At 40.9% G+C, this 13,390-nt stretch carries 11 protein-coding genes; 9 read left to right on the forward strand and 2 right to left on the reverse strand.

From position 1 onward, the window contains the following. The 3 genes from V7083_RS19420 to V7083_RS19430 all read left to right on the forward strand — a co-directional run. Positions 1–1,089 (forward strand): nuclease-related domain-containing protein (locus tag V7083_RS19420; RefSeq protein WP_335481015.1); only part of this gene is annotated, 1,089 nt, incomplete at its 5' end. Continuing rightward, positions 1,074–2,588 carry a DEAD/DEAH box helicase gene (locus tag V7083_RS19425; RefSeq protein WP_335481016.1) on the forward strand — a complete coding sequence of 505 codons (1,515 nt, stop codon included), beginning with the start codon at positions 1,074–1,076 and terminating at the stop codon, positions 2,586–2,588. The genes V7083_RS19420 and V7083_RS19425, both read left to right, overlap by 16 nt. After that, a complete protein-coding gene (locus V7083_RS19430) occupies positions 2,585–3,301 on the forward strand; it encodes a ComF family protein (RefSeq protein ID WP_335481018.1) in 717 nt (238 codons plus the stop codon). The genes V7083_RS19425 and V7083_RS19430 overlap by 4 nt, the downstream gene beginning before the upstream one ends. A 143-nt stretch (positions 3,302–3,444) precedes the next feature. Here V7083_RS19430 and V7083_RS19435 read toward each other — a convergent pair whose 3' ends face one another. Next, positions 3,445–3,945 (reverse strand): spore coat protein, encoded by a 501-nt coding sequence (locus V7083_RS19435; RefSeq protein WP_335481020.1) that lies wholly within the window; start codon positions 3,943–3,945, stop codon positions 3,445–3,447. Positions 3,946–4,214: 269 nt separating this feature from the next. Here V7083_RS19435 and hpf point away from each other — a divergent pair, with 269 nt between their 5' ends. Together hpf and V7083_RS19445 are read left to right on the forward strand one after the other, a co-directional pair. Next, positions 4,215–4,757 carry a ribosome hibernation-promoting factor, HPF/YfiA family gene (hpf, locus tag V7083_RS19440; protein ID WP_335481022.1) on the forward strand — a complete coding sequence of 181 codons (543 nt, stop codon included), beginning with the start codon at positions 4,215–4,217 and terminating at the stop codon, positions 4,755–4,757. 212 nt (positions 4,758–4,969) lie between these two features. Next, complete coding sequence (locus V7083_RS19445; protein ID WP_335481024.1) at positions 4,970–6,205, forward strand: DUF5667 domain-containing protein; 1,236 nt, start codon at positions 4,970–4,972, stop codon at positions 6,203–6,205. 214 nt (positions 6,206–6,419) lie between these two features. Here V7083_RS19445 and secA read toward each other — a convergent pair whose 3' ends face one another. Continuing rightward, positions 6,420–8,930 carry a preprotein translocase subunit SecA gene (gene secA / locus V7083_RS19450; protein WP_335481026.1) on the reverse strand — a complete coding sequence of 837 codons (2,511 nt, stop codon included), beginning with the start codon at positions 8,928–8,930 and terminating at the stop codon, positions 6,420–6,422. 480 nt (positions 8,931–9,410) lie between these two features. Between secA and V7083_RS19455 the strand changes: the two genes are divergently transcribed. From V7083_RS19455 to V7083_RS19470, 4 genes are all read left to right on the forward strand, one after another. Next, the gene (locus V7083_RS19455) at positions 9,411–10,802 is read left to right on the forward strand and encodes a cytochrome c3 family protein (protein ID WP_335481028.1); all 1,392 of its coding nucleotides are present in this window, start codon (positions 9,411–9,413) and stop codon (positions 10,800–10,802) included. Between the two features lie 25 nt (positions 10,803–10,827). Continuing rightward, the gene (locus V7083_RS19460; protein WP_335481030.1) at positions 10,828–12,000 is read left to right on the forward strand and encodes a NapC/NirT family cytochrome c; all 1,173 of its coding nucleotides are present in this window, start codon (positions 10,828–10,830) and stop codon (positions 11,998–12,000) included. A 33-nt stretch (positions 12,001–12,033) separates the two neighbouring features. Then, complete coding sequence (locus V7083_RS19465) at positions 12,034–12,744, forward strand: tetratricopeptide repeat protein (protein ID WP_335481032.1); 711 nt, start codon at positions 12,034–12,036, stop codon at positions 12,742–12,744. 2 nt (positions 12,745–12,746) lie between these two features. After that, the coding region (locus tag V7083_RS19470; protein WP_335481034.1) for a 6-bladed beta-propeller at positions 12,747–13,390 on the forward strand (644 nt) is incomplete at its 3' end.

Genomic DNA, 13,390 nt, shown 5'->3' on the forward strand with positions numbered 1-13,390 from the left:
GGAAATATTAACGCCTCAAAAAAATATTTCGACAATCAGCAGGAATTTTATCTAAATACGAAGAAATATCTCAAAAAAGAAAAGGAGTGTAAAAAATTGATATTAAAAGAACTATATCCCCCACTAAGACTTCTTCAAACAGCAGCACTAAAGCGGCGATTAATCCCGGGGCATCCCAAACATGCTGACATCGAAAGGGACCTCGCTAGACGAATCGCTGGGTATCGTGGTGAACTAACCTTAAGCAACTACCTCAAACAATATCCGCACGATCAATACATTATTATCCACGACCTTGAGCTGCAGTACAAAGAAATCCACTTTCAAATTGACAATCTTCTCCTCTCACAAAAATGGATCCTTATGAATGAAGTGAAAAATATCCAAGGCAAATTAACCTTTGATAATACATTTAATCAACTAACCCGTAAAAACGATGATGGAACAGAAGACGTTTTTGAGGATCCCAGGATTCAAGCAAAGTGGCATTATTATTTGTTAGGATGTTGGCTAGCCGAAAAACAGCTTAATTTTTTACCTATCGAATACCTTATTTTTTTTAGCAGCATAAAATCAATCTTAAAAACACATTCGGACAATCGCGAAGATTTCAGACACATCTGTAAAGGCAGAGAAATATTTCACAGGATTATAAATATTGAAAAACAGTTAAATAAACCAATTGTAGATAGGGCAACACTTGAGGGAATTGCCAACGCCGTGATTAGCTACCATAATCCTAAGCAGCATAATATTTTAGAAGAATATTCACTTCAAGTAAATGATCTTCAAACAGGTGTCAGGTGTCCTACCTGCTCTTATACTCCAATCTGCTACAAAGGGGGAATATGGCATTGCCCGAGTTGCGGTTGCAAATCAAAAGATGCGCATGTCGAAGCCATATATGATTTTTTCTATTTAATAAAACCAGAAATAACAAATTCTGTGTGCCGCGATTTTCTCTACCTTCCATCAAATAATGTTTCACAAAAGAAACTTCAATCACTTAAACTCCCCACCTCTGGAGCAACCAAAAACCGTGTATATTTCCCGAATCAAGAAAGGATGAACAAATGCGATTTTCTATGAAAAACGGAATCTTAAATCCCATTCATTTTTCAGCGGAGGATTCCTTTAAAATTTCCCAGATTCCAACGATCTCTCAACCGCAATTTAATGCTCAATTCCCCTTCAATCAGGACCTACAAAAGCACCTCATCGGAAAACAACTGCTACTGGACGATATCCCCTTTACACTCGAAATCATACAAGCACATTACGAAAATGGCTATCTCATTTACAAAAAAGGCATCGATATTCAAGGGAAGCAGCTCATTTGTCAACGTTGCGGTAATAAAAATCCACAACTATTCTCCACATTCCCATGCTCAAAATGTGGAGAAATCTGTTATTATTGCCGCCACTGTATTATGATGGGCAGAATCAGCGAATGTACTCCGCTTATTAGCTGGTGTGGCCCAGTGCCAGACACCATTATTCCTACAAAAATAATGGCTTGGCAAGGAATGCTTTCTGAAGGGCAGCAGGAGGCATCCAACAGAGTGGCTGATGCGATTAAGCAAAACAAAGAATGGTTAATATGGGCCGTCTGCGGGGCCGGGAAAACGGAGGTGCTTTTTGAAGGAATACAAGCATCGCTCGCCACGGGCAAAAGAATTTGCATTGCCACACCAAGAACAGATGTGGTTCTGGAACTTGCGCCACGCCTGAAATCGGCTTTTCCGGAGATTCCAATCGCGACCCTCTACGGGGGAAGCGAGGATCGGCATATGTACGCATCATTAACCATTGCCACAACCCATCAATTATTGCGATTTTACCATGCTTTTGATGCAATCATTTTAGATGAAGTTGACGCCTTTCCGTATACAGTAGAAGAATCACTGCAATATGCTGCCATTCATGCTCGGAAGCTGACCTCTGCGATGATTTATTTGACTGCCACTCCCAATGAAAAATGGCAAAGAGAATGCCGGTATGGAAGGAGAAGTTTTACCACAATTCCGGCTAGATTTCATCGTTATCCACTTCCAGTTCCAAGATTTGAATGGTGTGGGAACTGGAAAAAGCAACTGCAAAAAGGGAAACTTCCACCAAATGTTCTCCGCTATCTCCAAAAAAGGATCCAAATCGGAAAACAGGCATTAGTATTTTTTCCGCATATTGAGTTAATGGAAAAAGCTCTGCCTATTTTGCAGCAATTCTCCCCAAAAATTGAAGCTGTCCATGCTGAAGATCCGGAGAGAAAAGAGAAGGTTCAAAGGATGAGAGCCAAGCAAACACCATTGTTGTTGACGACGACCATTCTGGAGCGAGGCGTAACGTTTCCGAATATTGATGTCGTAGTAGTTGGGGCGGAGGAGGCCATTTTTTCAGAAAGTGCCCTCGTTCAAATTGCCGGAAGAGCAGGAAGGAGCAAAGATTTTCCATACGGTGATGTAACCTTTTTTCATTATGGTAAAACTTCAGAGATGCTAAAGGCCAAGAAACAGATTATGTCCATGAACCGTGAAGGCGTGAAACGAGGTCTTATAGAGTTTATAGATAGAAAGGAGAATCAATCATGAATTTATTTGGACAGGATCAATGCATCATTTGTAATCAGAGGATACAACCGGAAGTAGGCTGGATTGCTCTTTTTTCAAGAGAAAAGGAGTGTTTGCTTTGTCCTAGTTGTGAAGGAAGATTTGAACACATAACTGGGGAGCAGTGCCGGATTTGCAGTAGGCCATTTTTGCAACTAGATGAGAAGTTTCAGCATGGGGACTTGTGCCATGATTGCTTCCGGTGGGAGGAGGATTCCGTTTGGAAAGAGTTGTTGGAAAGAAACATATCCCTATTTTGTTATAATGATTTTTTGAAAGAAGTGATTGCGAAATTTAAATATCGTGGAGATTATGTAATAGCCAAGATTTTTGCCCAATGGCTCAAGGTTGAAATTTCAAATATGGAAGGAGATCTTTATGTTCCGATTCCTCTAAGCGAAGAAAGACAGTACGAGCGGGGCTTCAACCAGGCAGCCGCCCTGTTGAACGAATCCGGACTTCCCTCAACTGAGATCCTCACCAGAACCCACACCGAAAAACAATCCAAAAAATCACGGACCGAACGAATCCACCTCCCCCAAGTCTTCCAACTCAAACCCAACACCCAACTAAACGGAAAATCCATCATCCTCATCGACGACATCTATACCACTGGCTCCACCCTAAGGCACGCCGCCAAACTTCTCAAAAGCGCAGGCGCACAAACTGTTCGATCAGTCACCATAGCAAGATAAATAGCGATAAAAAGGTGAAAAAAGGTGAAAAAAGGTGACAGGCACCGCCCGTGGACAAAATGCCATTTTGTCCTTATGGGGTGGACAACTGTAATGGAGACACGGTAAAAAGGCGGCGATCCACATCGCCGCCGATCCTAGTATTACTGTACCCTCATATTTAGGGCTTTTTGGGCGATTTGGATGTCATGGCCCAGTAGTTGGCCAAGGTCATATGCAGGGTAGTAGCCATGCTTGTGCATGTAGTTGAATACGCGCTCGTGCCCGCGGATGGCACTAACTAATTGGTTGGTGAAGGCTGTTCGTAAAGAAGGTGTGGCGGTTTCGGTGACCGCTCCTGCTAAATTTCGTACCAAGGTTTTGGAAAGGCCTAATAAGTCCGCAGCGAAAAATCCTAAATCTTGACGGACATCTTCTGTATCTCTTGCTTGATATCCTTGGGCGTTTGGATAGAACTTTAGTAATTCCCTCAGGTTGGACTCAAGATCATGAATGCATGTAAGATATAATTCTTTTAACTCAGAATCAGTCACTTTATTTACTGACATTTTCAATTTCATTAAACCGGTCGATTGGAAAGCAACCATTTCATGTAGTTCCAAAGTCTCGTGCCAGGCTAATAATCTTCTCTCTTCATGGCTCATTTCAGACTCCTCCTCTATTTTACATCGATTTACCATATTCCCAAGGGCTTTTGGTGGAAACTTGTTCCAACTAATATTACAATAAAGGTGAGTAACTAATTATTTTAGTAAAAGTTACCAAATGGGGTCAAATAAGGTTAAAAACATTGTCACTATTTGTCTGATGTTTTTGTCAAAAAATCGACAAAATTTTAATGCTGATTTAGCAGGATTATCATAGGGCAAAATAGAAATGTTAATACATAGCCTTAATAAAAGGAGGAGTCCAAATGAACTATAACGTACGTGGTGAAAACATTGAGGTAACTCCAGCAATCAGAGAGTATGTAGAGAAGAAAATATCTAAATTGGAGCGTTATTTTACCGAAGCACCTAATGCAAAAGTAAATGTGAATCTTAAATTCAATGCAGATAAAACTTCTAAAGTAGAGGTAACCATTCCGCTGCCTCAGCTTGTTCTACGTGCCGAAGAAACAAATAGCGATATGTATGCTGCTATTGATCTTATTACTGATAAGCTGGAACGCCAAATCCGCAAGCATAAAACAAAAGTAAACCGTAAATTCCGTGAAAAAGGGGATGTCTCTTTCCAATTCACGACTATTAATAATACAGAAGTTCATGATGATGAAGATCTTGAATTAGTCCGTACTAAGCGCTTTGACCTAAAGCCAATGGACAGCGAAGAGGCAATCCTGCAAATGAACATGCTAGGTCACAGCTTCTACGTATTTACAAACTCCGACACGAATCGTACCAACGTTGTTTACAAACGTAAAGACGGACGTTATGGCTTAATTGAAGCTCAATAAAATATTAACGCCACTCTGGGTAACTAGGGTGGCGTTTTTTGATGGGCAAAATGAAGAATTCCCCACTTGCGAAATCCCTTGAATCAACCCAATCTACAACGCAGCGATTATGAAGGAAATATTTTTATTAAAAAAAGTTTATAAAAACCACCCAAAAAACTAATCCTCCTTCGTATCATCTAGTACATCAACAAGGGAGGAACAATTCCGACATGAAAAACAAAAAACTCGCAAGTTTAGTAACCAGCAGTGTGTTAGCATCAACTTTGATTCTATCTTATGGAGTGGGTCCTGCGTTTGCAGAAGATGAAACAACCGTAAAAACGGAGACTAGTGCCACAACAACGGATTCCGCTGTTAGCACGGACACGAATGCCACTACTGATGAAGCAGCAACGACGGAACCAGAAGGCACTTCAACTGATTCGACTGTTACAGCGGATGACAACGGTACAACTGAACGAGTGGAAACGACTGAAGCAGATACTTCTGATAATACCGCCACAGAAACAGAGGCAACCGAGGAAAACAAAGCGGATGAAACGGAAAATGTATCAGATGAAGCCGAGAAAGCACAGGATGATGAATCAGCGCAAGTGACTGATAATGAAAAGACACCATCATTGGTTCCAGGCGATTTCTTCTATTTTGTAAAATTAATGACGGAAAAGATCCGCCTTGCTTTAACATTTGATGATCATAAAGAAGCACAGCTATTATCACAATTTGCTGGTGAGCGAATTGCCGAGGCAAACGCTTTAATTGCTGATGGAAAATCAGATGACGCCGAGGACGTGCTAAAAGAAGCAATCTCTACTCAAGAGCAAGCTGCTGATAAACTAACAACTGATCAAGGGGCAACAAAAGAGGAATCAGATGAGACGAAAACTGAAACATCAGAAATTAAAGCGAGTTTAGCTCATAACATTGATGCCTTATCTGCCGCATTGACTCATGTAAAGAACCCAACCGCTCAAAAGGCGATTATGAAAAATATTCAAAAGTCATTTGCTAAACTAGATAAGAAACTTGCAAAACTTGAAGAAAAAGATACTAAATTGGCTGAAAAAATGAGCAAAGTAAAAGAACAGGTATCCGATGATACAGAAGGTAAGACTGAAGAGGCTACAGACGAAACCGAAGTAAAGAGTGATGCTACAGACGAAACCAAGAATACTACTGAGGCAGTGGAAGAGCCAGCCAGCCAAACTCAAGGACAAGCCATTACTGATTCAGATGAAAATCAACAGGTTGATGTGAGTAAGACTGAAGTGAAAGGAAAGCCAGTAATTAATAAAGGTCAACAGAAAAAGCAAGAAGTTGCTCAAAAGGTACAAGTGAAGCAACAACAAGCTGCAAATAAAACTCAAGAAAATCAGCAAAAGGCTGCTGAAAAAGCCCCACAAAAGGCTGAAAAGCACGAAGAAGGAAAAAAGGGAAATCATTAAGTAGTGTACAAATGAGGGGGCGCTAGTAATAGGTGCGCCTTCTTTTTTTATACAGGCATACAATATGTCCGTTATTTTTTAGTGAAATAATGCCATTCCAATTAAGGGGGAATGACCAAAAAAATGAAGAAAAAAGTATTATCCTTTTACAATTTAAGGTATTTAGTAATAAAAAGAGCTGGCACACATTCGTACCAGCTCTTTCTTATAATGCTTAACTTATTGCCCCATGACAGTTCTTATATTTCTTGCCGCTTCCGCAAGGGCATGGGTCATTGCGGCCAATGTTTTCTTTGTTTACTTTTGGTTTCTTTTTCACATTTTCGCCGTCTTCTTTTGGATTCACGGCTTGGCCCTTAGCCACTTCCTGGCGTTCCAAGTTATTGCGGATTTCCGCTTTCATAATATAAAGGGCTGTTTCTTCTTCAATCGACTGAATCATCGCCTCAAACATTGCGAAGCCTTCATGCTGGTATTCGCGAAGCGGGTCGGTCTGACCGTAAGCACGAAGGTGAATGCCTTGGCGCAGCTGGTCCATTGCGTCGATATGGTCAATCCAATGTGAGTCAACTGCACGCAGCGTAACGACCTTTTCAAATTCGCGCATTTGCTCTGGATAGAGTAGCTGTTCTTTTTCCTCGTAGCGTTCTCTCACCTTCGCATAGATGGTTTCCACGATGTCATCCGGATCTTTTCCTTTTAAATCGTCTAAGGTGATGTCCCCTTCATGAAGCAAGTTGGCATTGCAATAGTCCACAACCCCTTGAAGGTTCCATTCTTCCTCATCCTCATGACGAGAAGCGTGTGCTGCCACATTGCGCTCAATGGATCGTAAAATCATACTTTGAACAATTTCACGAAGGTTTTCAGATTCCATTACTTCATCACGTTGCTTATAAATGATCTCGCGCTGCTGGCGAAGAACATCGTCATACTGCAGCAATTGTTTACGGGCATCAAAGTTGTTGCCCTCCACGCGTTTTTGCGCGGATTCAACAGCACGTGACACCATTTTGCTCTGAATTGGCTGAGTATCATCCATTCCAAGGCGCTCCATCATAGTTTTCATATTATCAGAACCGAATCGGCGCATTAATTCGTCTTCCATCGATAGATAGAACTGGGTTATACCAGGGTCCCCTTGACGTCCGGAACGTCCGCGGAGCTGGTTATCAATCCGGCGGCTCTCGTGGCGCTCGGTACCAATGACAGCAAGTCCACCGACTTCTTTGACACCTTCGCCGAGCTTAATGTCCGTACCACGACCGGCCATGTTGGTCGCAATCGTAACAGAACCAGTTTGTCCAGCTTCGGCAATAATTTCAGCCTCACGGGCATGGTTTTTCGCATTCAAGACGTTATGGCGAATGCCTCTTTTAATCAGCATCCGAGAAATCAATTCAGAGGTTTCAATCGCTACCGTACCGACAAGGATCGGCTGTCCGTTTTTATGACGCTCTGCAATATCTTCCACAACGGCATTGAACTTGCCTTCCATGGAGGCGTAAATTAAATCAGCACGGTCGTCACGGACTATTGGTCTATTTGTCGGTATGACGATAACATTCATATTATAAATGTTACGGAATTCCTCTTCTTCCGTTTTAGCAGTACCGGTCATCCCGGCCAGTTTTTCATACATACGGAAGTAGTTTTGGAAGGTAATCGTCGCCATCGTCTGGCTTTCGTTCTGAATTTCCACACCTTCTTTGGCTTCAATCGCCTGGTGCAACCCTTCACTGTAGCGGCGGCCCTTCATCAAACGACCGGTAAATTGGTCAACGATGACAATTTCACCATCTTGGACCACATAATCAACGTCTAAATGCATGGTCACAATTGCTTTTAATGCCTGATTAATATGGTGGTTTAAGGTAACATGCGAATAATCGAACAGGTTTTCAATACCGAAAGCCTTTTCTGACTTGCTGATTCCTTCTTCGGTCAGCATAACGGCTTTGGTTTTTTCATCGTACGTATAATCGATATCCTTCGTGAGCGTACGAACAAACGCGTTTGCTTGGATATAAAGAACCGTCGACTTTTGTGCTGAACCGGAAATAATCAATGGTGTCCGGGCTTCATCAATTAGAATGGAGTCAACCTCGTCAATAACCGCATAAAAGAGCGGTCGCTGAACCTTTTGTTCCTTATAAAGCACCATGTTATCGCGCAGATAGTCGAAGCCAAATTCGTTGTTCGTACCATAGGTAATATCAGCAGCATAAGCAACCTGCTTTTCATCCTTATCCATGCTGTTCAAGTTCAAGCCTACTGTTAGTCCCAAAAATTCATATAGCTGACCCATTTCAGTGGCGTCACGGCTAGCTAGGTATTCGTTGACAGTTACAACATGAACGCCTTTGCCAGACAGGGCATTGAGGTAAACCGGCATGGTCGCAGTCAAGGTTTTCCCTTCACCGGTCTTCATTTCAGAAATATTCCCTTCATGAAGGGAAATACCTCCCATTAATTGTACATGGTATGGGTAAAGGCCAAGCACACGGCGAGCGCCCTCGCGCACAACCGCAAAGGCTTCAACAAGGAGGTCATCGAGTGTCTCACCCTGTTGATAGCGGGCCTTGAATTCAGCCGTTTTTTCACGAAGCTGCTCATCTGATAATCTTTCTGTTTCTGACGCAAGCGCATCAATTTTTACGGCAAGCTTATCCAATCGCTTTAGCTCACGCTTATTTAAGTCAAATACTTTATCTAAGATCCCCATTAAGTAATGAACGCTCCTTTTTATCGAGACTCAAGAAATCATTTCGCCAAACATCTTTTTAAAAATAAATAGTCATTTCCATAATCATCTTACCATTTCCAGTATGGAGTGACAACAATAGAGGTCATACAACCTTGTTCGGAACTTTGTCAAATATGACAATAATATGGAAGTTCTAGGTAGTCTTAACCAGAATAATCCAAAACGAATTATAATAGAATTAGTTTTTGTATGTAAGCGTTTTAGTGTGTATAAAAATTCTAATGCATACACATAAACACTATTTTAATATTATTAATAAAAACTATGTATATCAAGGTTTATGTGGCTTTTTATAGGTAAAATGTAACAATTCTGTGAATGAGTAAATATTCACAATTTGTACATTGGAATATACCTATTGAAGTCGGATACTACTGTTAGAGAGGTAAAAATGGAAAATAGATAGAGAATCAATAAAATATGGGAAGGGTGAGGAAAGTGGCCATATGGGGGAAGAAGAGAAAGAAAGAGACCGATCCCGAAACTAGAGAAGAGAAAAAAAAGGGCCTATTCCGCAGACTTTGGCAAAAAATCAAAAACATAGATTGGAAGGATCCCGTCACACGTTGGAAAGCGATGTTTGTTTCGCTAATAGCTTTAATTGTAGTGGGAGGCGGAGGTTATGGAGTCATAACCTTTACAAACTCGCCAACATTCTGCTCCAGCTGTCACGAAATGGCACCCGAATATACTACCTATACAGCCAGTGCGCATAACCAAATCTCCTGCGTACAGTGCCACATTAAACCGGGATTTATCAACATGGTAACCCACAAAATGAAATCTATGAAAGAAGTTTATTACCATGTAACCGGTGTTCCTGAACAAATTGTCCAAACAGAAGAAGAAGCGATTTCTAATCAAAACTGTTTACAATGCCACTCCAAAAACCGCCTTGTCACTGCATCCGGTGACTTAAAAGTGAACCACAAAGGACATATTGAACAAGATATCCCTTGTATTACCTGCCACCAAGGTGTAGTGCATGCGAAAATTGCCAGCCGTGGCATTAACGTTGAAGAAGTACGCGGTGAATACACCAAAGAAACCGCAGAAAAGTTAATGGAGAAAAAATATCTGGCTCCAAATATGGGAACCTGTATTGACTGTCACGACAAAGTCAACAACGGAGAAAAACCATGGAAGGAACTTTCCTACAGCGTTCCGCCAAATCCTGAAGAAGTCGATAAAAAATTAGAAGAAAATAAGAAGACATCCACAGAAAGCACTACAACTGAAACAACAACAGCGGGCGAAGGTACAGAGGCAACGGTAGCCGAGCATGATCAAAAAACACAAGATATCATTTTGCAAGCCATCGGTAAACAACAAAAAGATGTCAAACTCTCAATGGTATGCGAAACCTGCCATAAGAAAATAAAAGTCCCAGCCAACCACAAAGTAGCTGACTGGAGCCAAGCACACGGCGGCACCGCCATTCAAGAACTCAACAAATGCGTCAACTGCCACCAAGACTCAAAATGGATCAGAGAAATTCCAAAAGAAGACATCATCTCTCTATTGAAAATGAAGCAGCAGGAAACGGAAACATCCAAATATACACCAAACCTTACAGTGGTTAAAGAGCAATCACGTGTGAACAAATTCTGTAGTGCTTGTCACGGTAATCGTCCTCCAGGACACGTTCAAAGTGATCAATGGTTAACCGCTCACGCAGTCAAAGCCCAAACACCAGAGCAAAAGGCCGAATGCTACGTCTGCCACGATCGCGAAAAACCGAAAGAAGGTTCAACAGAGGTCAAAGCACCAACCGATGTATATTGCCAATACTGTCATAGAACCGGCTTCAAGACGGATGTGAAGAATTAAACCATCGTAACAGGGGGGACTCATTATGGAAGAGGAGCGTAACGAGCTGCCGGCCCCTCCCAAATCTCGCTATAAATTATTTAAATATGCAACCATGGTGGTGTTGTTTCTAGCTGTTTTCTTTGGTCTTGGATACTTCGGACTGGAGGCAACATCAACATCAGAGTTTTGCTCCTCCTGCCACGAGATGAAGCCGCAATATTATACGTGGAAGGCTTCATCTCACAGCGAGGTTGAATGCGATAGCTGTCATATTCAACCAGGAGTAGAGAATTACGCTAAAGCAAAAGGAGAAGGTATCTTAGAATTATACAAAAATCAAACCGACAATTATTTGGCTCCAATTAAAATGCCAAAACTCATTCCGGATTCAGCTTGTGAAAAGTGTCACAATTTAGCAACCCGTGATGTCACTGCTTCTGGTGATATCATCATTCCTCACATGAAACATAAGAAAGAAGGAATTAAATGTACGGAGTGCCATAGTGGAGTAGCTCATGGAAAAATATCGGATCGAAAAGTTACCTACAAGAGCGATTATGGCAAATGGGACGAAAAACTGGGCGTTGCTTTCATGAGTGATAAAAAGTATACAAGCCCGGATATGGATACTTGCATGGAATGCCACAAGGCTAGGAAAGTATCCGTTGAATGTAAAACTTGTCACGAAACAACCATGGTTCCGAAAAACCATAAAACAGAAGAATTTAAATCTGGAGGTCATGGGAAAATTCAACCTTCAGATTTGAAAAAATGCGAACAGTGCCATTCTTATATGTCCAAAGAAAGTTATGACTTATTTAAAGAAGAACCTGTTTACTCTCAATTTTTAGAAAAAGGAAGTACAGATACAAGTGGATCTTCCAATGGTTTAACGGTTACTCAATATGCGAAGACCAACACCTTCTGTAAAGATTGCCATGGAAAAAAACCTGAAAGTCATAGAATTTCATCGTTTATGACAAGACATGGAACCTTATCAAAGGATACACAAAAGTGTTTCACTTGCCACGATAATCGGATTACAAGTGAATCGCCGGTCACAAAAGTACAATGCGCTTCCTGTCATCCGAGTTCACACAAGGATACTTGGCGGAAAAGACATCCAATTGAAGTGCCGCAAAATCAGAAATTTAATAAAACATGTTTAAGGTGCCATGTAGAAAAAACGTGCACAAAGTGTCACAAAAATAATTAGTTAAGAGAAAAGATTCCGAGAGGGGAATTAAGTATGGAAGCAGAGAAAGTACCTCAGGAAATGGAAAATAAAACAGCAGAGAAAAAAACTAAAAAGCAGCCAAAAACGTTTAAGAAGAGAACAGCATTCCTTCTGTTATTACTTACATTAGGTATTTCAGTAGGTACTGGTTATGCTCTCGGTCACTTTTATTTTTGGAATGACATTGATATGAAGCGAGTGAATGAACAACTAGATTACTATAAAGAAGCTGTCAGGAAAGATCCTACTAATCTAGAAGACCGAATTGTGTTAGGGTACACCTATTACTTAAAAGATGAAAATGACGAAGCAATCAAACAGTTCGAATATGTATTGGATAAAGATAAAAATTATTATGATGCCCATTACAATTTAGCGTTGGTTTATATTAAGGAAGAAAGCTACAATGAAGCACTAATTGAATCTGAGAAGGCTGTGAAAATTGCTCCTAAGGACTATAAGGGTTATGTGCAAATGGGGATCGCCTATCGAGGATTAAAAGAGTACGACAAGGCTACAAAGTCCCTTGAAGAGGCGAATAAGCTGGCTCCAACGAATTCTGATATTATTTATCAAATCGGCATGGTCGCTGAAGCACAAGGGAAATATAAAGATGCAATTGCAATCTATAAGGATGCCCTTCAATATGATCCGTTATATAAGGATGCCCTTGATGGGCTTGATAGATTAAAAGATAAAGACACAAAGGCTAAGGGTGAATAACAATGAAAAGACGTAATGTATATATAGGAATGGCCCTTATTGCTATTACCACGGCAGCAGTTTTCACCTTTTTATTTATGAATCAAACAAAAGCCATTGATACGGGATTAATCGATGCCCTGAATCCAAAGGGAGCGCCTAAATACAGCCAGCAACTTACCGGGGATTTTGATAAACCAATGGCTAAACCGATGGATGTCACCGCCAATAGTTCGTTTACGTATGTATCGGATACGAATAATAAACGAGTACTTGCCTTTGATGTCGGTGGCAACTTACTATACGCTTTTGGTGAGGCAGGAACCGGTAAGGGACAATTTGAATTCCCTTATGGAATTTCAACTGATGACCAAGGAAAGGTATACGTAGCCGACTTATATAATGGAAAGATTTCAATTTTCAATGAAAAAGGGAAATTCATTGATTACTTTGCTCAAAAAACAATGACCGATAAGCAAATTTCATCACCGGCAGCGTTAAGAATTATTGATAAAAAAGTGTACATTACTGATATTAAAACAAATAAAGCCTATGTTTTCGATATGAATGGGAAACTGCTTCTAGAAGTAGGGAAGCCTGGCACAAAAGAAGGTGAGTTCAATGCTCCTAACGGTATTACTGCCGACGATGAAGGTAATATTTACGT

The organism is Bacillus sp. JJ1764, assembly GCF_036962145.1.
Lineage (GTDB): Bacteria > Bacillota > Bacilli > Bacillales > Cytobacillaceae > Neobacillus.